This is a genomic window from Synechococcus sp. H60.2, from assembly GCF_047462315.1.
Taxonomy (GTDB): Bacteria; Cyanobacteriota; Cyanobacteriia; order Thermostichales; family Thermostichaceae; genus Thermostichus.
Map to the genome: position 1 here is coordinate 1 of NZ_JANSIZ010000006.1, position 22588 is coordinate 22588.

Here is a 22588-nt window from a genome sequence, read left to right on the forward strand (position 1 = left end):
TGCACAAACTGCCGCAACGGGTAGAACGCCCCTCGCGCTAGCGGGCCGTAGGCCTCACTGTTCGACCGCCGCCGCTCTCTCTTGCTGCGTGACTGTTGGTTGACACGCTCCCTAATCCCGGTCAGGTCTTCCAAGGCAATAAAACGGTGGGTCGCCTGTGCCCTAGTAACAATGGACTTGGAGATGCGATGGTTCACCCAAGCTTGAAAGTATCTCTCCCGACCAGACAGCCGTTGCGACAGCTCCCGGCATCTCCGCCAACTGCTGCGTGGGCCCTTCCTGGCCTTGCGTTGCAGAGCCGCTCTCAAGCGGGAGTAGTGGTCTCTGACCTGGTTCAACTGCTGTCCATTCCAGTTATCTCCCTCTGTTCGCGTCAGCGGGACGGAGTCCTTGGTGTGGGCAATGTCTCTCCTACCCAAGTCCACACCCATTGCCTTGGCGGTGTCTCGTGGCTCTGGTGGATCCTGCTCCACGCAAATCTGGACATAGTAAGAACCGAACCGTCTTTGCGTTTGATGAGCGTGGCCGATTTGGGATTGGTACCTGCCAACACGGCCCGCTGGTAGTTGCCCATTGCCAACTCAAAGCGTTCCCGCCCCTCAATGGTGGTCAGCGACACCGTCCAGTCTTTTTCCCGAAAAGAATTCCCGAAAAGAAAAGGTGCGAGCGTCAAAGGACTCCGTCCCGCTAGCGCGAAAGGTCACAAAACCCCCCTTGAACGCTTTGACCAGACGGTTCTTTTGGCGGGCAACCTTGCGCGAGCCTGCAACCCGCCTGCACACCTGTTGTGCCAGGTTGCTGGATAGTCCAAAGCGGGTACGAATTTCGCGGTAGCAAAGAGATTGGAGCTTAACGGCGTTGACTATCTTCTCCGGTGTGTTCTCGTTCACCCAGTAAGGCCTCCGGCCCGCTGGCGCGAGCAAGGCTCGCGCAAAAGCGTCTGGCGTCGCCTCCAGCTTGGCGGCTTGCGACGCAGACACCTTGAGCTTGCAGGAGATAGTCAGGACTTGGGGTATGCCCCTATCTTTTTATTGTTGTCCGGCTTCTCGCATTCCTCCCGACACAAGGACTCCGTCCCGCTTCACGACTGGCTACGCCAGAGCGCGGGCCTCCTGCGGTTTCTAGCTGAAGAGACTGCACAATTGGGTTCAGCCGGGGAAGTTCCTTCTGCCTGCTTCTCTCACCAAAGGATGCTGCTGGGATTTTCCCGGCTTGCTCTTCTTAGTAGCCGACACTCACGAGGAAACCCAAGGCTTTTGCCCGGAGGCTGGTCTTGTTGCCCTGTGGAGCAGAAAGGTTTTGGTCTGTTCAGCGCAAGGGGAAGGTCAGGCGGCAGCGGGTTTTGAAGCTGTCATCGGCTTAGGGCTCCCGTTGTGCCCGTTCAGGGCAGCGGGTGAGCCGGGCTTTTTCTCATCCTCCGACAACAATAGGTCGCGGATAAGCCGAGCTGCCGAGCGTTGCAACCAGCGGGAGGCCAATTGCCGGCCCAGTTGCTGGGCCTCCGGCTTGGTAGCTATCTTGGCAACAATGGGCAAAAGCTGTAGTGGCTGAAAGGCGGGGTTGCTGCTGAGGATTTCCCACAGGCGTTGCAAATGAGCCAGGCCGTCTGCGGTTCCGTTCCCCGAGCTGGAGAAAAGCACATCCACCAGCCGCTCCCGCAAGAAGGCCCCCCGTTCGGAAAAGATAAAATCGATGGCCTTTTCCAGGGATCCCTGCAGGTCGAAGTCTTCGCTGTTGGCGGCGTTGCGCAGCAGGTTCTCCAGGCGGTTCCAGCGAAATTGCCCTTGGTTAAACAGCAGCTCCCGCAGCGAGGTGCGCAGCTCTGGGGCCGGGTCGGTGAGCAGGCGCTGGGCCACATAGGGATAGGCTACGCTCAACACCTTGAAATTGGGATCCAAACCAATGGCGATCCCCTCCAGAGTGAGCAAAGAGCGGATGATCAGGGCGTAGTAGGCGGGCACACGGAAGGGAAAATCGTACATCACTCCCGAGAGCCTATCCGTGATGCTTTTAAAATTCAGCTCGGCCACGGAGCTGCCCAGGGCCTCGGCAAAGACAGCTTCCAAAGCAGGGATGATGGGGGTGAGATCGGTATTGGGATCCAGGAACTCCAGATCCACGTAGTCCTGTGCCAAGGCAACAAAATCCCGGTTCACCAAGTGGACGATGGCCTTGATCAGGCCGTAGCGCTGGTGGGGCTGGATGGTGCTCATCATCCCAAAGTCGATGTAGGCCAGCCGCCCGTCGTACATGGCCAAGAGGTTGCCCGGATGGGGGTCGGCGTGGAAAAAGCCATGCTCCAAAAGCTGCTTAAGGGAGCAGTTAACCCCAATCTCGATCAGGTGCCGCCCGTCCAAACCTGCCGCAGTGATCTTGTCAAGCTGGGTTAGCTTGATGCCGTCAATCCACTCCATCGTCAGCACCTTGGTGCGGGTGTACTGCCAATAGATTTTCGGGGCGTAGATGGAGGGGTGGCGGTACAGCTCCAGGAAGCGCTCGGCATTGCGGCCCTCTTGGGTGTAGTCCATCTCCTCGTAAAGCCGCCCAGCGAACTCATCCACAATGCCCACCAAGTCGCTGCGGATGCGGCGGAAGGTGCGCTTGGCCCAGGCGGCCAGACTGCGGATGATGTACATGTCCAGGGAAATGCGCCCGATCAAATCGGGCCGCTGCACCTTGACGGCGACTTTCTCCCCTGTGTGCAGATAGGCCTGGTAAACCTGCCCCAGGCTGGCAGCGGCAACCGGCTCCGGGCCAATCTCGCGAAAGATCTGCTCTACCGGTTGGCCAATTTGCGACTCAATGAGGGCAAAGGCGGTGGCATTGTCGAAGGGGGGCAGCTCATCCTGAAGCTTGGCCAGTTCTTCCAAAAAAAGAGGCGAGACCAAATCGGGACGGGTGGAGAGGGCCTGGCCGATTTTGATAGCTGTCGGCCCCAATTGCGTGAGGATCTCCCGCAGCCGTGCCGCGTGCTTAGGCCGATTTTTCAGCTCCACCCCTCGCCAGCGATCCCAAAACACCCAGGCCAACAGGCCCAAAAAGGGGGTGATCAACTGGAATAGACGCCCCAGCACCAGATCCCAGCGTCCCCGGTATTGCTCAGCCACTTGCTCCGGGTTGTAACGCAGGGCTGGCTGCGACGGAGGGAAAACAGCCTCAGGCCCCGCCGCTGCCGAACTCAGGCGATGCTGTGTCGCCACGGGTTTGGTTACTGCTGGTGTTGACGGTGTTGCGCCCATAGAAGCCCCAACGGATCTCGTAACACATCTTAACTTGCTGGCTCGGGTGCGGTGAAAATGGTCTTCTCGCCAAACCTGCGGCCGAACTCAGGCGAAAAGTAACACCCAACCGCTCGAGGGAAGCCTCATAGACGAAAGCTTTGTGTCTGAGGCGGATCCCTTACGGTTGCTTTCCGTGAGGACTTGCAAGCCCAAGACTGTGAGCGGGACAGCCTCAAGAGGGGCTTTACGGCGCTCTTTGATAGGGATTAAGATACGGCTGCAAACCGATACCAATTGGTGCGATCCTAGGCAAGGGATCTGCCACTATGCATGCAAGCTTCCTTCCCCACCGTTTTATGGGTTGATGGCTACAACATTATCGGAGCTTGGCCCAACCTAAAGAAGTTGGCACATTGCTCCCTGATGGACGTGGCGCGTCTGCGCCTGGTGGAGTCTTTGGCCAGCTACGTGGCTTTCCGCGGCTACCGGGCAACTGTGGTGTACGACGCCTATACCCAGTTCACTCCCGCCCGACAGGAGCGCTCTCCCTCCGGCATCGAGATTCTCTATACCGCTTATGGGGAAACTGCCGACGCTTGCATCGAGCGGCTCTGTGCTCAGTTGCAAGCAGATACCTATCGGGTACGGGTAGCCACCTCAGATCGTGTCCAGCAGTGGGTGATCGGCGGCTACAACGCAGAATGGATCTCGGCAGAACAACTGTGGGCGGAAGTGCAGGAGGCCCAAGAGCAGATCCGGTGCATCAAGCCCAAGCGCCTACCGAGCAGGCGGGGTATTGATTCCTACTTGGACGCAGAGACCCTCTCTCGCCTAAACCGCTGGCGACTCTCCGGTCGGGATCCCATACATTAACTGGCTACATTAACTGGCGAGGTGCTCTGAGGCAAACCTGATACCGGAGCAGGGTCTCTCCCACACTGGTTGTATGGGTTGCCTAGGTCGCCAAAGCCCTTCTTAGGGTAGGCAAAAGCGGGATTTGGCTTCAGAGATCCAGATCTGCTTTAATGTAGCGAATGTAGTGAAGCCCTGTTCTCTCCTTTGGGAGCTCATTCTAGGAACCCGACTATGGCAGATGGCGAATACAAGCCTGGGCTAGAAGGCGTTCCAGCCACGCGTTCTAACATTAGTTTTGTCGATGGCCAGGCAGGGATCCTGGAGTATCGGGGCATCCCCATTGAGGAACTGACAGCCCACAGCACCTTTTTGGAGACGGCCTATCTGCTGATCTTCGGCAAGCTGCCGACGCAATCCGAGCTGGACAACTTTGATCAGGCCGTCCGCAGCCATCGGCGGGTCAAATACCGCATCCGCGACATGATCAAGTCGTTTCCTGAGTCGGGCCACCCGATGGATGCCCTGCAAACCTGCGTGGCAGGCTTGGGGATGTTCTATCCGGTGCGGGAGGCGGATCCCGACTATGTGTTTGGCACGGTTACCCGTCTGCTCGCCAAGCTGCCGACCATGGTGGCCATGTTTCACCAGATGCGCCAGGGTAACGATCCCATCCCCCCCGACGACAGCCTGGATCATGCCGCCAATTTTCTCTACATGCTCTCCGGCAAGAAGCCGGATCCCTGGCTGGCCCGCATCTTCGATACCTGTCTGATCTTGCACGCCGAACACACGGTCAACGCCTCTACCTTTGCCCTGCTGGTAAGCGCCTCTACCCTGGCCAGTCCCTACAGCAGCCTGGCCACGGCGGTGGGCACCCTTTCGGGGCTGTTGCATGGGGGGGCCAACCAACAGGTGATGAGGCTGTTGCGGCAAATCGGCTCGGTGGAAAATGTGCGCTCGTTTATCGAAGAGAAGCTGGCCAAAAAAGAGCGCATCATGGGCATGGGCCATCGCGTTTACAAGGTGAAGGATCCGCGCGCCACCATTCTGCAGCGGCTGGCCGAGGAGCTGTTCGAGCGCTACGGCCACGACAAGTACTACGAAATCGCCCTGGAAGTGGAGCGGGTGTGTGCGGAGCTGCTGGGGCCCAAAGGAATTTACCCCAACGTGGACTTCTACTCGGGGTTGGTCTACGCCAAGCTAGGGATCCCGGAAGATTTGTTTACGCCGGTCTTTGCCATTGCCCGGGTGGCGGGTTGGCTGGCCCATTGGCGGGAGCAGTTGTCGGATAATCGGCTCTTCCGACCCACCCAGGTGTACACAGGTGAACGCCAGCAACGCTACATCCCCATCGAGGAGCGGGGTTGAGAGCGGTTTGACAGGGCACTGGGCCGGGATCCAAACTCAGTAGAGCCCAAATGCGTGTGTGAGGTGGTGCGTTGAGCCCTTTGGATTCTCCCCTTTGGCGAGACGGGTTCACCCTCTTCTTGAGCATTGTGGTGCAGGCCATGCCGTTTTTGCTCTTGGGGGTGTTTCTCTCCGGGCTGATGGCCGTGTTCGTAGAGGGATCCCAGTTGGCTCGTTTCCTACCCAAAGGCAAAATCGGCAGCGCGGTAGCCGGTGGCGCCCTGGGGTTCTTTTTTCCGGTGTGCGAATGCGGCAATCTGCCCGTGGCCCGGCAACTGGTGATCAAAGGGATCCCACCCTATGTGGCGGTGGCTTTTTTGTTGGCAGCGCCGGTGTTTAACCCGGTCGTGATCTTCTCCACGTGGATTGCCTTTCGCAGCATGCCGGAGCTGGTGGCCTACCGGGTTCTTTTTTCTTTTGGCATTGCGGTGGCCATCGGCTTGCTCTTCAGCGTGCAAAAAGATCTGGAGCCTTTGTTGCAACCGGCGGTCTGGCGAGAGCTGCAGCGCAACCGCTGCCAAGAGGCAGCTCTGAAAAGCACCTCCTGCTCGCCGTTGTTGCAGGGGGGCACCTTTTGGATTGGATCCCAGGGCCATGCTCAAGGGGCTGCTGGCGGATCCCTGGCCACTCTGCAGACTGCCGAAGAGGTGTATCGGGCAGCGCTGGCCGCTGCCCCTGCTCTCTCTTGGCGGCAAAAGGGATTGTTGCTGCTGCAAACCTGGGCTAGAGAGATTCGCGAGCTGGGATCCGTGCTCATCCTGGGCTCGGCAATAGCGGCCTTTGTGCAGACGGTGATCCCGCGTTCGTTTGTTCTAAATTATGGCCAAGATGAACTGGTCTCGATCCTGATCATGATGGCCCTGGCCGGGATCATTTCTATCTGCTCGACGGTGGATGCCTTTTTTGCCCTCTCCTTTGCCGCCACCTTCACGCCGGGATCCCTGTTGGCCTTTATGGTGTTTGGGCCGATGGTGGACTTGAAGGCCATTGGCTTGATGCTGACTTTGTTCAGGCCCCGCGCCATTTTCTACTTGGTGCTCCTGACTTTCCAGTTCACCTTGGTAGGGGCTTTGGCCATCAATTACTACGGCGGTTAAAATCTTGGATAGGTACTCCCCGCAGCGAACGATAGCTTAACTGCAGGGTCAGCGGCGATTAGGCTGAGATATTCAGAGTGCCAGGATCTCTGAGATTGAGAAGTTGGGCAGGAGGGCATTGTCCTGGCTGGAGCTGAAACGACTACATACGGGCGGCAGGATAGAACCGTGAGCAACCTATACTTTGCAGATTTTAACTTGTGGATTGCCCAAACAACCCAGCTCTTGCGGGAGGGACGTTGGCAAGAAATTGATCTAATCCATTTAATCGAAGAGGTTGAGGATTTGGGTAAGAGCGAACGGCGAGGGATGACCAGCCAATTAACTCGCCTTCTCCTGCATTTGCTCAAGTGGCAATATCAACCTCAGCGCCGCTCAGATAGCTGGCTGGATTCCATCACAGATGCGCGAACCCAAATTGAATTGGCCCTCGAAGATAGCCCCAGCTTAAGAGGATATCTGGCCGAGCAACTGGAAAAGAGCTATCAACGGGCACGCCGCCATGCAGCTCAGCAAACCGGTATGGATATCTCGGCCTTTCCGGAGACTTGTCCCTATGCTTTGGAGCTGGCCTTGGCAGAAGATTGGCTGCCAAGCCCCTCTTCTTTTGGAAGAGGAAACTCAGAGATCGCCTAAGGATAGAGACCTCTCGGCACTTTCAAGCAGAAGCCCGCCCTTGCCAACTGCGCATCTTGCCGGGGTTAAGCAATCCATAGGGATCCACTTCTTCCTTAAAACGGAGCTGGCGCGGATCCATCACTTTGCGACCCCCCTCTTCGATGATGAAAGTGTGGGGATTGGCGATGAAGACTCCCTGCGCCTCGTGATAGCGCATGATCTCGTTGAGGCGTTCTTCCGTTGTAAAGCGCACAATTTGCAGGCCGACCGGGGTAGCCTGCCCCCGGATGCGAATCCACTCCAGGTGCATCAGCACTTCGTCGCCAAAGTGCTCGTACAGGTGCTGCACCACCTTCAGCTCCCGATCGGGCGGAAAAATCGATTGTAGATAGGTCAAATTGGGATCCACGCTGCGGCAGTGCAGGGTGGTGTGGTTCCAAGAGAATTCCCCCAGCGAGATCCCCTTGCTGGCCTCCTGAGCCGTTTTGTTGTAGACCACCTGGCCGCCATGCTCCCGAATGAGCTCCAGCAACGGCTCTAGGCTGTACTCGGCCACCATCAACAGGGCCACGGCGGATCCCTGGGGCAAGTAGTCCTGCAAGGGGACGAAGTAGCGAGGGATCGGCCAGGCGTGCAGGCTGATGAGTTTCTTCAGGATCCCATCTGCCTCGGCCAGAGCCTGGCCAAAGTGGGCGCAGGGCATAAACCCCCCCTCCGGCGGGAAGGCCACCACCAGCTCCGCCCAAGGATAGGCCGGCGCCAAGGGAATCTCCACCTCGGTGATGATCCCGTTGAGGCCCCAGGCATGGCTGACTTTAAACACGTCGTCTCCCCGCAGCTCCAGGGCCCGCGGCTCCTCTTCGACTGTAATCACCCGCAGCCCTAAGATGTTGCCCCGATCCAGCAGTTGGCCGTAGGTCACAGAGCCGATGCCGCCGCTACCGCCGGCAATGAACCCCCCAATAGTGGCGGTGCGGTAGGTGGAAGGGGCCATACGGATCTCCCAGCCCAGCTCGCGGGTGTGTTTGTCGATGGCCATCAGCTTGGCCCCCGCCTGTGCCCGCGCCAAGCCCGGCTTGGCCCAGATTACCTGGTTGAGCTTGCTCATGTCCAGGATCACACCGCCAGCTAGGGGGATGCACTGGCCATAGTTACCGGTACCGGCGCCGCGCACGGTCAGGGGTACTCTCCACTTGGCACAGGCCGCCGCCACCCGCATCACTTCTGCTTCATCGGCAGGGCGCACCACCACCTCCCCGCGCTTGTTGCTCAACTGGCGGCTGAGCACAGGGCTGTAGTGGTAAAAGTCCAGCGACAACTTGGCAACTTGCGCCGGATCGGTGATGATTTCAAGGTCGGCCAGCTCAGAAAGCAAGGCCTGCAATTTTCCAGAAGCAGCAACGGTCATAGGGATCCCCAATTGGATAGCAGGCTACTTAGACTCCATTGTCTGTGCAAAGGGCCGGCAGAAAGGCTCACCAGAGACAGAAAACGCCTCTCCAGGGGATCCCGGCCCGTCCCGAGCATCAGCCGAAGCGGCCCTCTACGTAGTCTTTGGTCGCCTCTTTGGCAGGGCTGTTGAAGATCACCTCCGTTCGGTCGAACTCCACCAGTTCGCCCACGCGGTTGGATCCCACCAGCTCCACGCTGAAGAAAGCCGTCATGTCCGAGACGCGGCTGGCCTGCTGCATGTTGTGGGTGACGATAATGATGGTATAGTCCTGCTTCAGCTCCTTCATCAGCTCCTCGATACGGCGGGTGGAGATGGGATCCAAAGCCGAGCAGGGCTCGTCCATGAGGATGACATCCGGCTGTACCGCCAGGGCGCGGGCAATACACAAACGCTGCTGCTGCCCCCCAGACAAAGACTGGCCATTTTCTTTCAACTTGTCTTTCACCTCATCCCAAAGGGCGGCCCGCTTGAGCGAAGTTTCCACCACCTCGTCCAAGTCCACTTTCATCCCCAGCACCCGCGGGCCATAGGCAACGTTGTCGTAGATGCTCTTGGGAAAAGGGTTGGGCTTCTGGAACACCATGCCAATCCGCCGCCGCACCGCCACCGGATCCACATTCTCGGCGTAGAGGTCTTTGCCGCGGTAGGTAAGCTTGCCCTCGACACGCGCCCCCGGGATCAGGTCGTTGGTGCGGTTAAAGCAGCGCAGGATGGTACTTTTGCCACAGCCAGAAGGCCCGATAAAAGCCGTAATTTGCCGGGCAGGAATATCCATGGTGACGTTTTTCACTGCCAGGTTCGAGCCATAATAGACGCTCAGGTTTTCCGTTCGGAAGACGTAGGTGGTTGAGTTAGCAGATTGAGTTTTCATGATCCCACTCGCAGAAAGTTCGTCAAGAGGCTAATTCACACCTGGCCGCTGTCCGACAAGGCTTAAACTATCTTCTGGCTTTGTAGACCAGGAAGCGGGCCAGCAAGCTGGCTGCCAAAACAATGGCCAGCAGCACCAGGGCTCCTGCCCATGCCAGCTCCTGCTGCACCTTGAAGGGAATAATTGAGAAGAAGTAAACCATCACCGGCAGGGTAGCCACCGGTCCAAACAGGTTGGTTGACCAGAAATTGTTGTTGAAGGAAGTAAAAAGTAGAGGTGCTGCCTCGCCGGCAGCCCGCGCCAAGGCCAAGATCAAGCCTGTTACAATGGCCGGAGCTGCTGCCGGTAGGACAATCCGCATTGTGGTCTGAAAGCGAGTGGCCCCCAGGCCAACCGAAGCCAAACGCATATCCGGCGACACCAAAAGCAGTGCCTCTTCCGTAGAGCGGATGACAATGGGCAGCATCAACACGCCCAGGGCAACTCCCCCCGAAAAAGCCGAGAAGCCGGATCCCCGCACCACCAAAGCGTAGGCAAACAGGCCGCAGAGAATGGCCGGCACGCCCGTGAGCACGTTACAGGAGAACTTGACCAAGTAGGCCAAGCGGCTGCCGCGGCCAAACTCCGACAGGTAAACGGCCGCTAGGATCCCGAAGGGAAAGCTCAAAGCCGCCCCCGTGGCCAGAACCAATACGCTGCCGACGATGGCGTGGCCAAACCCCCCCTCTGCTAACCCTGGAGCCGGGTAGCGAGTCTCGGTGAGGACGTCCCAGCTTATCCTCTGGATGCCCTCCTTACCGATGTCCCACAGCACCCAAGATAGGGCAGCCATGATGGCGGCCACAAACAGTCCGCTCAGCAGTGTCAAGGCAGTGCCCCTATATCTCCGCAGGGGGGGAACAGCGGCACGGCTAATGTCGATCTCCTCAGGAACAAGCTGGGCTGACTGGGACATGATGACGAGGCTCCTCGGTTACTGCTCCAAGTTTTGAAACTTGCGGATGATGATCTCGGCCATGACGTTAACCAACAGGGTCAGCACCATCAACACCACACCGGCATACATAAGGGCCGACACCTGCAGGCGTCCTGCCTCGCCAAACTGGGAAGCAATCAAGCCGGTAATGGTGGATCCTGGCTGCAGCAGGGAGATGTTGATGCGGTTGGCGTTGCCGGAAATCATCGCTGCCACCATGGTCTCCCCCAAGGCCCGTCCCAATGCCAGCATGATCGAGCTGACAATGCCCGACAGGCCCGCCGGGATCATCACCGTCAAGATCGTCTCCCAGCGGCTGGCTCCCAACGCCAAGGCGCCCTCTTTGAGGCCCCGGGGCAGCGATTCAAGGGTGCTGCGGGTGATGGAAATGATGATGGGGGAAATCATGATCCCCAGCACCATGGCCACCAGCAGCAAACTGGGGCCACGGGGGGCAGGACCCCCAAGGAGAGGAATCCACCCCAGCGTCTGATTGATGGCTCGGAAGATGGGCCGCACCGCCGGGATGAGCACAAAGATGCCCCACAGCCCCAGCACCACACTGGGAATGGCCACGATCAGCTCAATGGCAAAGGCAATCGGCGCCGTTATCCACTTGGGGGCAAAATCTTCCGTCAAGAAAATGGCGGTGCCGATGCCCAAAGGAATGGCAAAAATCAGGGCCACCAGAGAGGTCATCAAACTGCCGTAGATCTGGGGCAACACCCCATAGATGTTTTCCACCGGGTTCCAGCGGCTGGTGACCAGAAAGCCCAAGCCAAACTGGCGCATGGCCGGCAGGGCTGCCTCAGTGGTCTGCACGATCACCCAAATGAGAATGATGCCGGCAAACCCTGCCAGCACCAAAGTTAGGCGGACAAAACCCACGTCGAGGGCGCGGGAAACATCCATTTTCTTTTCAATAGCAACATCCGTTGATAAGTCGTAGTCTCTGGCTGCCGAAGTCATAGGATCCCCGCTGTGGCAATTCTACTGGTGGGCAGATTGTGGCAAAACCTCCCTCACCCTACATTTCATCGGTGTTACAGTTGTCTGTGTCCTGGCCAACAGTGAACACCAAAAGCTTGTTGGACTCAGACTGGTGACAACGTCAAAAGTCAGTGCCGACAGATCTTTTGCTTGCCAAAAATGAGCAAAGCGGCAAGCCAGTAGCCAACAGGAAGAGCACAGCCTCTTGTTGACCACTGGCTCTCAACTAACACCTTTCAACAGGACAGCAACTCATCGCTTCGCGTTGGGGTTGACCTTGATCTTATCCAGCTCGGCAAAGATCCGCTGGATGGCCGGCTCCGGCATGGGGATGTAGTCCAGTTCTTTGGTGATGGCTTGGCCCTCTGGCCCCTGCGTCCACTTGATGGCTTCCACCAGCTTCTTCAGCTTTTGCTCGTCAGGATATTCACGGTAGAGCATCACCCAGAACAAACCAACGATGGGGTAGTCGTCAGGCCCTTCGGGATCCGGCACCAGCAGGGCAAAATTTTCGGGCAGGGGAGCGTTGAGGGCAGAAGTAGCCCGCTCAGGAGAAAACTCGACAATCTTGCCCGCTTTGTTTTCTATGCGAGCAGTAGTCAGTTGCTCCAGCTTGGCAAAGGACTGGTTCACATAGCCAATCGCCCCTGGCTCCTGCTTGATGGTGGCGGCTACCCCTTCGTTGCCCTGGGCACCGATGCCAACCGGCCACTCCACCGTGGTTCCCACGCCGCCCTTCCAGTTGGGGCAAGCAGCGTTGAGGTGGTTGCTGAACACGAAGGTCGTCCCAGAGCCGTCGGAGCGGTGCACCCAGGTGATGTCCAGCGCGGGCAGCCGACTTGCCAGGTTGGGGTTTTGCGCCTTGATGCGAATGTCGTCCCAGCGGGTGATTTCGCCGGTAACAATGCCACAGTAGGTTTCCCGCTTGAGCACGAGCTCTTTGTCGCCGATGCCGGGCAGGTTGTAGGCAAATTCAATGGCGCCCCCCGCCAGAGGCAGTTGCAGGGGCTCGTAGCCGTATTTCTCTTTGAAGCTCTTGTAGCGAGAGGCGTTGTACTTTTCGGTCATCGGGCCCTCGGAAGCACCGAAGTCCACCGTGCCGTTGATGTATTGCTCCAGACCGGCACCGCTCCCAACAGACTGGTAGCTGACTTGCACATTGGGATCTACGGTGCGATTGTAGGCATCAAACCAGCGCTGCAGCAGCGGCGCAGCGAAGGTAGCACCTGCGCCAGAGATTTGCACGGTTTGGGCTTGGGCCGGGGCCAGCGCCAGGACTCCCACCGCCAAAGCCGCGACAGAAGAAACAGAAGCAGAGAGCAGAGATCGCATAAGAAAGAAATGTCTGATTTTAATCGACGCCTATAACCCTACAACCTCAAGGTTAAGAGTAGAATATGTTAAGGTTAAGTTTAGGTTAAACCAGAAGAAAAAGTCGGTGTCTTTCTAAATGAGGTGATTGCTATGAGATCTTGATTTTTTACCTGGTGATTTGCTTGGGTTTAGATAGCAGTAAAAAATGATCCTGGAGCTCAGGATCTGTGAAAAGCTTATTTTGCAAGGCTTTTAGCTTGTCTTAGACTTGGCTAGATGACCTCGATCCAAATAAAAGATGATGCTGGCCAGCCAGGAAAAAAGTTTGAACAGAAGATAAGTTGCGCAGAACCTAGAGCAGAAAGCTGCCCCAAATCTTGCCAAGCTTATATAGGCTTATGTAGGGTTCAATGTGTCCAGAAGAGCCCCCGCAAGAACTTCTTTCTTGCTTTTGCGGAGAGCGTTGAGTTGGCTAGAAGAGTAACCTCAGCACTCTAGACGTCAAGCAGCTCCTCAAGTTCCCCGACCAGAGGGGAAAGGGGGAGGTCTAAGCCGGGATCCGCCCGCCGCCCATCAGGTACAGCAAAGCCATGCGCACCGCCACGCCGTGGGCAACTTGCTGCTCGATGAGGTTGAGGCTGGGATCCTCCATCACCTCAGAACTCAGTTCCACGCCGCGGTTGACCGGGCCGGGGTGGAGAACCCTCACCTCGGGGTGGCACAGGCGCAGCCGCTGCTGGGTGAGGCCGAAAAGGTGGTGGTATTCCTGCAGGCTGGGGATGAGGAATTCGCTCATCCGCTCCCGTTGCAGGCGCAGGGCGATGACGAAGCGGGCTCCTGCTAGGGCCGGCTCCAACTGCCAGTGCACCGGCAGAGTATGGCCGGGCACAAACTGGGCAAAGTCTTTGGGCAACAGGGTGGGCGGGCCGGCCAAGTGGACGTCTGCGCCAGCGGCCACTAGAGCATAGATGTTGGAGCGGGCTACCCGCGAGTGGAGGATGTCACCGACGATGGCCACCTTCACCCCCTGCAGCAGCTCGAGGCGAGGTCGCTGCGGATCCAGGTGGCTACAGAGGGTAAATAGATCCAGCAAACCTTGAGTGGGATGTTCGTGCAGGCCGTCCCCCGCATTTAGCACCCCCGCTGGGGATCCGCGGCGGTCGATCTCGGCGGCCAACTGCTGCGGCACCCCGGCCTGGGCGTGGCGGACGATGAGCACGTCGGATCCCATGGCCAAAAAGGTGCGAGCCGTATCCAAAATGGTTTCCCCCTTGCTTAGCGAAGAGGTGCCGGGGGAAAAGTTGAGCACATCCGCTGACAGGCGCTTGGCCGCCAGCTCAAAGCTGTTGCGGGTGCGAGTGGAAGGCTCGAAAAACAGCGTCACCACCACCTTCCCCTGCAGGGTGGGCACCTTGGGCAGCCGCCGGGTCAGCACTTCCTGAAAGCTGGCGGCGGTTTGCAAGACAATTTGATACTCTTCGCGGGTAAAGTCCGCCAGCCCCAAGACATGTTGCCGCTGCCAAGCCATAGGGGATCCTCAAATGCCCAAGCGGGCAAAGATCTCGTCCAGGTGGGTGAGGTGCCGCCGTGGGTCAAAGCAGGCCTGCAGCTCCGCCTCGCTCAGGTGGGCCATTACTCTAGGATCCGCCAGCAGATTGGCGTGGAAATCTCCGCCGGCTTGGTTCCAGGCGCGGTGGGCGTTTTCCTGCACCAGGCGGTAGGCTTCCTCACGGCTCAAGCCCTTCTCCACCAAAGCCAAAAGCACCTGCTGGCTAAAGACAACACCACCGTAGAGGGTGAGGTTGCGCTCCATGTTGGCAGGGTAAACCTGCAGGTGGCGCACCAGATCTGCCATGTTGACCAGTAGGTAGTGGCAGAGGATGGAGGCATCGGGCAGGATGACCCGCTCTACAGAGCTATGGGAAATATCCCGCTCATGCCAAAGGGGAATGTTTTCCAGGGCCGAGACAGCATAGCCCCGCAAGAGGCGGGCAATTCCCGTCAGTTGTTCTGCCTTGATGGGGTTGCGCTTGTGGGGCATGGCGGAGGATCCCTTTTGGCCGGGGGCAAAGTGCTCCTCAACCTCCAGCACCTCTGTCCGCTGTAGGTGGCGGATCTCGGTGGCAAAGCGCTCCAGAGAAGAGCCAATCAAAGCCAAGGTCTGCACATACTCAGCGTGGCGATCGCGGGAGATCACCTGCGTCGAGGCCGTATCCGGCTTGAGGCCTAAGCGGGCGCAGGCCAACTGTTCCACCTGGGGGGGCACATTGGCGTAGGTACCCACGGCGCCGGAGATCTTGCCCACGGCGACCACCTCCCGCAGGCGTGTCAGGCGCTCCTGATGGCGCAGGCACTCGGCCAGCCAGCCGGCCAGCTTAAAGCCAAAGGTAATGGGCTCGGCATGGACGCCATGGGTGCGGCCCATCATCAAGGTGTAGCGGTGTCGGCGGGCCTGCTCACGCAAAGCAGCGATGAGGTCGGCCAGCCGAGCTTGCAAGATCTCAACCGAGGCTCCAAGCTGCAGGGCCAAGGCCGTGTCCAACACATCCGAGCTGGTCAAGCCCAGGTGGATGTAGCGCCCCGCCTCGCCCACATGCTCGTTGAGGTTGGTCAAGAAGGCAATAACATCGTGCTTGACTTCCGCCTCGATTGCCAAAACCCGCGCCGGGTCAAAGGCAGCTTTGGCTTTGATCTCCTGCAGGGCCTCTTGAGGGATCCGCCCCAGCTCCGCCTGCGCCTCACAGACGGCCAGCTCTACTTGTAGCCAGGTCTGGAGCTTGTGGGCGGTGGACCAAATCTGGCCCATTTCTGGCAGAGTGTAGCGCTCGATCAAGGTGCCTTTTCCGTCAGTACGATAGGATAAGCCAAGCTATTTTAGCTAATCCGCCTCTCATCCCGGGTCCAAAGCGGGGCTTCTCGGCGAGTTGGCCAAGTGCAAGGATGGCCCCTCTTGCGGGCAGTCTATACTGGACTGGGTTGGGATCCTCAGCGGAGCACGATGAAGCGGCGATGGGGAAGGGTGGCTCTCATAGGTTGCTTGGCGGCATTCCTGACTCCTGCCCCTGCCCTCTCTTTGCCCACCTCCCCCACTCCTCCTGAGCAGACCTCGGCCCGAAGCCCTGCTTCCGAGTTCAACTGGCAGGGATCCCTCAAGTTGCTGCGCGGGGATCCGGTGGCGGCTTTGGCGGATCTGGATCGGGCAGTGGAGTTGGATCCCACCTATGCACCGGCCTACGTTAACCGCAGCTACGTTTACAACCAGTTGCGCCAGCCCCAAAAAGCCCTAGCCGATGCGGAGCGGGCCATCCAGTTGGATCCGGGGATCCCAGAGGCCTACTTTAGCCGCGGCGTGGCCCACCTGCAACTGGGGGAGCGAGAGGCTGCCATGGCTGACTTTCGCCAGGCGTTGGCTCTTTTTTCCCAAAGCGGCAACTTTGCTGACCAAGCCATCCTGCAGCAACTGTTGCGCCAGTTGGGGGTGGAGTAGTCGCCCTTGGATTGAATCTAGGGCCATCTCGGATTTAGACAAACTGAGGAGGCTCTCCCAACCACTCGGCCAGGGAAACTGCCTGGGCCTGCAGCCCGAAGACATGACAAAAAGATTGCACCAACACTGGGGCTACGGCAGCCATTGTTACCCCCGGACAAAACTGCACCAGGGATCCCACCGGGCGATCGGGGATCCCGCAGGGCACGATGGCCGCGAAGGCAGCCAGATCCGGACAGACGTTGAGGGCAAAGCCGTGGTAGGTAACCCAGCGGGAGACCTTGATGCCGATGGCCGCCACCTTGTGGCCTTGCACCCAAACCCCTGTCAGGCCAGGGAGCCGCTCCCCCCGCAGGCCAAAGTGGGCTACGGTCTGGATGAGCACCTCTTCTAGGTGGCGCAGGTAGCGGTGCAGATCCGGCTGGCCATGGGAGCCGTAGACAGTCCTATGGCGCTTTAGGTTCAGTAGGGCATAGCCCACCCACTGGCCCGGCCCGTGGTAGGTCACCTCGCCGCCCCGCTCCACCCGCAGAACCTCCGGCCCCTCAGGAGCAGGGGACTCTGGCTGAGTATCCGGAGATCCTATCCGTCCAGCCAGGCTTTTGAGAAACTTGGGATCGGCCCCTGCCCCCAGGGTGTAGACCGGCGGGTGGGTGAGCAACAAAAGCCCATCCGGCACCTCAGGATGGCGGATCATCCGGGCCAACCGGGCCTGCTGCCAAGCCCAAGCGGTGCGGTAGGGCACTTCTCCTGCCAGGTGAACTTGGAGAAGCGGCACAGGCTCAAGCCCCTGCAAAGCTCAGGCCACCGGTAAGTTGACCTGGGCCCGTAGCCGCTCGAGCAGAGCTCGGGGATGTAGCAGCCCTTCAATGCGGTCAACCGGCTTCCCGTCTTTAAACAGGATCAGGGTCGGCACGGCGTAGATCCCCCAGCGGGCAGCGATGTTGGGGTACTTTTCGGTGTCAACCTTAACAAAGGAGATGGTGTCCCCCACTTGGGGCTTCACCTGCTCCAACACCTGGGCCATGACCTGACAGGGACCACACCAGGTGGCGTAAAAATCCACCAGAATGGGAGTTTTGGATCCCTGGATCATGTCGTCAAAGCTTTTGAACTGCTGTTTGTGGGCCATGGGCGACCTCCGCAGGATGCTGTGGGAAAACTTAGAATACAACCTATTTGCAGGCTAAATGTTTGAGATGAAAGTGTGGGTAGAGATTCTGCGACCGCTTGCTGTCGGTTTCCCGGTAGGATGGCTAGGGCTTGGTTGGTACCTGTAGTCTAAAGGGCGGGCTGGACGGAAGGGGCAGGCTTTAGCAGGGCTTAACGATTGCAAGGAGCGGGATCCCGATGGCAACAATCCGGATGGTGAGCCGAGGTGTGGTGGCCGGCGTATTGGTTGGGGTGGTCTTGAGCCTCTGGGGGATCTGGCGTTGGCTGGGGGATCCCTCAGGCTGGATTCAGGTGGTGGCCGGGCTGCTCTTGAGTTTGGCGACGGTGCTGTACTGGCGGAAGACTCGCCCCGCCGACTGCCTGGTGGTGGAGCCGCAGAGCTGGCACCTCAACCGCCTCAGCCCCGATCACTGGCTGATCCAGGCGGAGTTCGTGGCCCGCAACCTCAACCCCATCTTTGAGGTCACCTTGGCCCAGGTGCAGCCGCGACTGCATTTGCTCAGTGCCAGCTCCATCGAAGGGATCCAAACCCAGATCCGCCTGCGCTCCCGCCATGTGGATCTGCCCCCTCGCCAGGACAACTACTGGCAGGCCTACATCATTACCCCCCAAAGCCAGACCGGCTTGGAAGTGGAGATCGAGCTGAGGGGGGAAGGGCTGACAGATTTGCGCTCGGCCTGGCTGGAGCTGGACTACGTCCAGTACGGGCGGCAGCGGCGCACCCTTAAGACTAGCCACCTGATCCTGCCCTTGCAGGAAGTGGAGCCCTTGCCGGAGCTGGCCTGGCAGCAGCAGGGGCCGGTGAGTTGGGCTGCCATTCCCACCCCTCTGCTTACCCCCAGCGATGACCTTGCCGAGGTGCTGCGGCGCTACGTGGGCCCTCACATCCAGCCCGGTGATATCGTGGCCATCTCGGAAAGCGCGGCGGCCATCGTCCAGGGCCACTTTCGCCATCCCCTGCAGGTGCAGCCTGGCTGGCTAGCCCGCACCCTCTGCTACTTCTTCCCCTCCAAGACCAGTCTCTCAAGCTGCTACGGGATGCAGACGCTGATCGACTGCTCGGGAGCCTGGCGGGTGCTGGGGGCTTTTGTTGTCGGATCCCTGGCCAAGTTGTTGGGGATCCCAGGGGTGTTCTATGCCCTGGCGGGGGAGCAGGCCGACCTCATCGACGATGTCACCGGCACCTTGCCCCCCTACGACCAGTTCATCGTCTTAGGGCCGCGGCAGCCGGCTAAGCTGGTGGCTGAGCTCCACGCCCAGACCGGCTACGAGGTGGCCATTGTGGATGCCAACGACTTGGGAGAGGTAACTCTTCTGGCGGCCAGCCCAGGGGTGGAGCGGGAGCTGGTGGAGCAGGCGCTGCGCAAGAACCCGGCGGGCAATGCAGCGGAGCAGACCCCCCTGGTGCTCATCCGGAAGCGGCTGCCGGCATCGCCTGGGATTTGAGTGCCTGCATCGCCTGGTGGGTCGACAAGAAAAAGCGCTCAGCGCCCACTTTTTCCACAAACCCCACCCTTTTGAGGCAATCCATCACCGGCCCCTTTACCTCGGCCAGGGCAAAGCCCACCCCCATCTGGTGCAGACGTTCCACCAATTCGGTCAGGGCCTCCAGAGCGCTGCCGTCGATGAAGTTAATGGCGCTGGCCACCAGCAGCACCTGTTCCACTGCTGGCCGCGCTGCTACCTCTTGCAGAATGTACTCCTGCAGGTAGGCGGCGTTGGCAAAAAACAGGCTCTCATCCACTCGCACCGCCAAGATGCGCGGATCGGTAATCACCTCATGGCGCAGCACGTTGCGGTAGTGCTCGGTACCCGGCACCTGGCCAACGATGGCAATGTGGGGGCGGCTGGCCCGCCAGAGGAAGAGGAGAAGGGAGGCCAGCACCCCCAGACCAATCCCCCGCTCCACCCCAATTGCCAACACGCTGGCAAAGGTGAGCAGCCAAACGAGGGCATCGCCGCGGTCGTAGCGCCAGCTCTGCAGCAGGGGGTGAAAATCCACTAGTCCCAGCACCGCCACCAGCACAACGGCAGCTAGGGTGGCCTGGGGCAGGAAAGTAAACAAGGGCATCAGCCAGATCATGGCCAGGGCTATCAGGGATCCCGTAATGACCGAGGCCAGACCGCTGTTGGCCCCCGCCTGAGCGTTCACCACCGAGCGGCTGATCCCACCCGTGACCGGAAAGCCACCGCTGACGGCTGCTGCCACGTTGGCCACTCCCAGGGCCACCAGATCCTGGTTGGGATCCACTTTCTGCCGCCGCTTGCTGGCCAGGGCCTGGGCCATGGCATAACTTTCCGTAAAGCCCACCAAGCTGAGGGTTAGGGCGGTAGGCAGCAGGGATCCCCATTCTGGCCAGCTCAGTTGGGGAAACGTCAGCGGTGGCAGGCCAGCCGGAATGGATCCCACCACTGCCACCCCCGCTCTCTCCGAGAGATTCAACCCCCAAACCAGCAGGGTGGTTAAGAAAACGGCCGCCAGGGGAGCACTCTTGGTGAGCAGCAACTCCCAGAGGGGCGGGATCCCCCAGCGGCGCAGTTGCGCCGGCAGCTTCTGCTGGGCGTACACCAACAGGGCGATGGACAACAGCCCCAGCCCCAGGGTGGCCCAGTTGACCCCATCCAGGCTCTGCCACAGCCGTTGCAGCAGCAGCCAGAAGGACTCGGTGTTGGCAATCTTCACCCCCAGCAGATGGCGGAGCTGGCTAAGGGCAATGATTAGGGCTGCGGCACTGCTAAAGGCCGTTATAACCGAGTGGCTCAGGAAATTGGCCAAAAACCCCAGGCGCAACAGCCCTACCCCTAGCTGGATCAGGCCCGCTTCCAGAGCTAAGCCCAGCGCCAACTGGCCATACTCCGGGCTGCCCGGCTCGGCCAGCGGCTCCAAACCCGAGGCTACCAGCAGGGCGATGATGGCCACCGGCCCCACCGACAAAGCCCGGCTGGATCCCAGGAAGCCGTAGGCGATCACCGGCAGGATGCTGGCGTAGAGGCCTGTCTCGGGGGGCAGGCCGGCCAGCAGCGCGTAGGCCATGCTCTGGGGCACCAACAGGATGGCCGAGACCACCCCAGCAATGAGATCCCCCGGCAGATCCTCTCGCCGGTAGCGAAGCCACCACAGGGAATCCTTGGCCAAGGGCAGGTAGCGCGCCCAGATCCCCTGCTTTGGGGAAGAGGCGGACGGGATCCCGCTCATAACGTCTGACCCCGGTTCCAGGGCAGGCGGGCCAAAAGCAGCGCCAGGCCACAGGTGTTGGTGATCCCGGCAAACACCAGCCCCGCCCCCACAAAGCCGCTCAATACCAGCCAGCCGGGATGGACAAAGGCTCCCAGCAGGGTTCCTACAAGCACCAGGGATCCCGCTGTAATCTGCACCTGTCGCATTAGCGAGATGGGCGCGTTGCGGGTGCGGGTGGTGGGCAGCTTGGCGGCCTTCCACGCTTCGATCCCACCTTTGAGGCTAATGGCTTCCGGCCAGCCGTATTCGAGCAACTGACAGCCGGCACGGATGGAGCGGCTGCCCATGCGGCACTGCAGCACCACCGGCTTTTCTGGTGTCGAGGCCGGCACCTTGGCGGGGTCAAAGGTAGATAGAGGCATGTTAATCGCCCCCGGGATCCGCTCGTCGTGGTATTCTGCCGGCTCCCGCACATCAATGAGCTGTACCCGCCCTTGATCCAGCCACTGCTTTAAAGTCCAAGCGTCGATCTCCTTGAGACGGGGATCCCGTTCCTGCTGAGCTGTAGGATTTTGTTGAGCTACGGTCATGGTTTCTTCCTTGCTTCTAGGGTTGTTGTAAGACTTAGGGATTTCTAATCTTCCTCCTCCAGCAACCTGCTGGGCTCGCCAGGATAAAACTGGCTATCCAGGATTTGCTCGGGAGAGTAAGGGCAGGTCTGGGGAAAAGTCTTTCTGGGCAGCTTGGTCTCTTCTAGAGCCAGTTGGAGCGCCCTCAGGTAAGACTTGGAGATGGCCTCCGGCAAATAGGGCCTCAGGCTTGGGTTTTCCTCCAGCAGATCCAGAACTTCCTGCCGCTGCACCTGTAGGGTAAGAAGCCAGCTTACCGATCTGGCCTGCGGCTGATACTCCCACTTGAGGAGGTGCCCCACCAAAACCCCCAGCCGGTTGCGCAGCTCTTGCCGCTGTTGCCTGCCCAACGATTCCATCTCCTCAATTAAATGGGGCAGATCCAGCTTCTCCCAGGCCCGCTCCCGCAGAAATTGGGCTTGTTGCTGAGTCCAAGCATAGAAATCCCTCTCATAGAGATGTTTGGGATCCACTCTCAACCCTCCCCTTTCTGACGGGCTGCCTGAGAGAAGTCTAGCCAGCCCTAGCGACTAAACTGCGGCTGCCACTTGGCCGCACTGCTCGTTGGCCGGCACCGCTTCCTGGATCTTCTTGGGCTGCGGCAGGTTGAGGCTGTTCATCAGGGCAATAAAGCTCTCCCGCGAGCGCAGCTTACCGGTTTCCGGATCCACGAAGCGGGGGTTCCAGCGCTTCTCCTCGCCAATGGTGGAGACGGTGTGTCCCCGGTAGTCATGGCCGGGATAGACCAGCGTCTCGTCCGGCAGGGTAAACAGGTGCTGCGTTACGTGGTCGTACATTAAGCCGGGATCCCCACTTTGGAAATCGGTGCGCCCGCAGCCGCGAATGAGCAGGGCATCGCCGGTCAGAACGCGATCCCCATTGACGCGGTAGGTCATGTGGCTGTCGGTGTGGCCCAGGGTGGCGATGGCCTCGATGACAATGGATCCCACCTGCAGTGTTTCCCCGTGGCCGATGAAGCGGTCGGCACATTGTGCCTTGGCCTGAACCGGCACCACCCCTTGGCAGCCGCTCAACTCCCGCAGCTTGCCGGTGCCGGTGATGTGGTCGGCGTGAACGTGGGTCTCCAGGCAGTACTTCAAGGTCAGACCCAGCTCTTGAATTAACTTCCAGTCCCGCTCCACCTGCTCCAACACCGGATCCACGAGTACGGCCTCGCGGGTGTCTGGGTCTGCGATTAAATAGGTGTAGGTGCTCGTCTCGGCGTCGAACAGTTGGCGAAATAGCATGCTGCCCTCCTGTCTGTTGACAAAACCCGAAAGCGATCCGAATTCGGGTCTCTAGAGCTACTATATAACTAT

The 22588-nt window shown here is 59.5% G+C and carries 20 protein-coding genes and 1 pseudogene; 6 read left to right on the forward strand and 15 right to left on the reverse strand.

Annotated elements, in window-relative coordinates; genetic code table 11:
- Nucleotides 1-1016, reverse strand: a pseudogene (locus NW845_RS01615) (hypothetical protein); the annotation flags it as partial.
- 309 nt (nt 1017-1325) lie between these two features.
- The gene (locus NW845_RS01620) at nt 1326-3239 is read right to left on the reverse strand and encodes an ABC1 kinase family protein (protein ID WP_414376509.1); all 1914 of its coding nucleotides are present in this window, start codon (nt 3237-3239) and stop codon (nt 1326-1328) included.
- A gap of 312 nt (nt 3240-3551) precedes the next feature.
- On the opposite strand from NW845_RS01620, the gene NW845_RS01625 reads away from it, so the two are divergent.
- The 4 genes from NW845_RS01625 to NW845_RS01640 all read left to right on the forward strand — a co-directional run bounded on the left by NW845_RS01625 (nt 3552) and on the right by NW845_RS01640 (nt 7216).
- Nucleotides 3552-4094 (forward strand): NYN domain-containing protein, encoded by a 543-nt coding sequence (locus NW845_RS01625; protein WP_414376511.1) that lies wholly within the window; start codon nt 3552-3554, stop codon nt 4092-4094.
- 213 nt (nt 4095-4307) lie between these two features.
- Nucleotides 4308-5444 (forward strand): citrate synthase, encoded by a 1137-nt coding sequence (locus tag NW845_RS01630; RefSeq protein ID WP_414376513.1) that lies wholly within the window; start codon nt 4308-4310, stop codon nt 5442-5444.
- A gap of 80 nt (nt 5445-5524) precedes the next feature.
- The gene (locus NW845_RS01635; RefSeq protein ID WP_414376515.1) at nt 5525-6580 is read left to right on the forward strand and encodes a permease; all 1056 of its coding nucleotides are present in this window, start codon (nt 5525-5527) and stop codon (nt 6578-6580) included.
- 168 nt (nt 6581-6748) lie between these two features.
- Nucleotides 6749-7216: a DUF29 domain-containing protein gene (locus tag NW845_RS01640; protein ID WP_414376516.1), complete on the forward strand. Its 468-nt coding sequence runs from the start codon at nt 6749-6751 to the stop codon at nt 7214-7216.
- Nucleotides 7217-7238: 22 nt separating this feature from the next.
- On the opposite strand, the gene NW845_RS01645 is transcribed toward NW845_RS01640, so the two are convergent.
- The 7 genes from NW845_RS01645 to purB all read right to left on the reverse strand — a co-directional run bounded on the left by NW845_RS01645 (nt 7239) and on the right by purB (nt 15635).
- A complete protein-coding gene (locus tag NW845_RS01645; RefSeq protein ID WP_414376518.1) occupies nt 7239-8606 on the reverse strand; it encodes an FAD-binding oxidoreductase in 1368 nt (455 codons plus the stop codon).
- A gap of 118 nt (nt 8607-8724) precedes the next feature.
- Complete coding sequence (pstB, locus tag NW845_RS01650; RefSeq protein WP_414364784.1) at nt 8725-9522, reverse strand: phosphate ABC transporter ATP-binding protein PstB; 798 nt, start codon at nt 9520-9522, stop codon at nt 8725-8727.
- Nucleotides 9523-9589: 67 nt separating this feature from the next.
- Nucleotides 9590-10477 carry a phosphate ABC transporter permease PstA gene (gene pstA / locus NW845_RS01655; RefSeq protein WP_414376520.1) on the reverse strand — a complete coding sequence of 296 codons (888 nt, stop codon included), beginning with the start codon at nt 10475-10477 and terminating at the stop codon, nt 9590-9592.
- Nucleotides 10478-10495: 18 nt separating this feature from the next.
- Entirely contained in the window at nt 10496-11467 is a 972-nt protein-coding gene (gene pstC / locus NW845_RS01660; RefSeq protein WP_414376522.1) for a phosphate ABC transporter permease subunit PstC, read from the reverse strand.
- Between the two features lie 273 nt (nt 11468-11740).
- Complete coding sequence (gene pstS, locus NW845_RS01665) at nt 11741-12820, reverse strand: phosphate ABC transporter substrate-binding protein PstS (RefSeq protein ID WP_414364778.1); 1080 nt, start codon at nt 12818-12820, stop codon at nt 11741-11743.
- A gap of 529 nt (nt 12821-13349) precedes the next feature.
- Entirely contained in the window at nt 13350-14330 is a 981-nt protein-coding gene (locus tag NW845_RS01670) for an aspartate carbamoyltransferase catalytic subunit (RefSeq protein ID WP_414376523.1), read from the reverse strand.
- 9 nt (nt 14331-14339) lie between these two features.
- On the reverse strand, nt 14340-15635 hold the full coding sequence (gene purB, locus NW845_RS01675; RefSeq protein WP_414376525.1) for an adenylosuccinate lyase: 1296 nt from the start codon (nt 15633-15635) through the stop codon (nt 14340-14342).
- Between the two features lie 204 nt (nt 15636-15839).
- Here purB and NW845_RS01680 point away from each other — a divergent pair, with 204 nt between their 5' ends.
- The gene (locus tag NW845_RS01680; protein ID WP_414376526.1) at nt 15840-16289 is read left to right on the forward strand and encodes a tetratricopeptide repeat protein; all 450 of its coding nucleotides are present in this window, start codon (nt 15840-15842) and stop codon (nt 16287-16289) included.
- Between the two features lie 34 nt (nt 16290-16323).
- Here NW845_RS01680 and lipB read toward each other — a convergent pair whose 3' ends face one another.
- Both lipB and trxA read right to left on the reverse strand, forming a co-directional pair.
- Complete coding sequence (lipB, locus tag NW845_RS01685) at nt 16324-17067, reverse strand: lipoyl(octanoyl) transferase LipB (RefSeq protein ID WP_414364772.1); 744 nt, start codon at nt 17065-17067, stop codon at nt 16324-16326.
- Between the two features lie 21 nt (nt 17068-17088).
- Nucleotides 17089-17421 (reverse strand): thioredoxin, encoded by a 333-nt coding sequence (gene trxA / locus NW845_RS01690; RefSeq protein ID WP_414376528.1) that lies wholly within the window; start codon nt 17419-17421, stop codon nt 17089-17091.
- A 218-nt stretch (nt 17422-17639) separates the two neighbouring features.
- Between trxA and NW845_RS01695 the strand changes: the two genes are divergently transcribed.
- Entirely contained in the window at nt 17640-18908 is a 1269-nt protein-coding gene (locus tag NW845_RS01695; protein ID WP_414376529.1) for a hypothetical protein, read from the forward strand.
- Here the strand turns inward: NW845_RS01695 and NW845_RS01700 are convergent.
- From NW845_RS01700 to NW845_RS01715, 4 genes are read right to left on the reverse strand one after another with little or no spacing between them, the layout of a single operon-like run.
- Complete coding sequence (locus NW845_RS01700; protein ID WP_414376530.1) at nt 18871-20658, reverse strand: SulP family inorganic anion transporter; 1788 nt, start codon at nt 20656-20658, stop codon at nt 18871-18873. The two genes, NW845_RS01695 and NW845_RS01700, sit on opposite strands and share 38 nt — an antisense overlap.
- Nucleotides 20655-21230 carry a rhodanese-like domain-containing protein gene (locus NW845_RS01705; RefSeq protein ID WP_414348959.1) on the reverse strand — a complete coding sequence of 192 codons (576 nt, stop codon included), beginning with the start codon at nt 21228-21230 and terminating at the stop codon, nt 20655-20657. The genes NW845_RS01700 and NW845_RS01705 overlap by 4 nt, the downstream gene beginning before the upstream one ends.
- A 44-nt stretch (nt 21231-21274) precedes the next feature.
- On the reverse strand, nt 21275-21742 hold the full coding sequence (locus NW845_RS01710; RefSeq protein WP_414334972.1) for a DUF29 domain-containing protein: 468 nt from the start codon (nt 21740-21742) through the stop codon (nt 21275-21277).
- A 57-nt stretch (nt 21743-21799) separates the two neighbouring features.
- Nucleotides 21800-22516, reverse strand: a complete 717-nt coding sequence (locus tag NW845_RS01715) for an MBL fold metallo-hydrolase (protein ID WP_414364766.1) — start codon at nt 22514-22516, stop codon at nt 21800-21802.
- Nucleotides 22517-22588 lie beyond the last annotated feature (72 nt).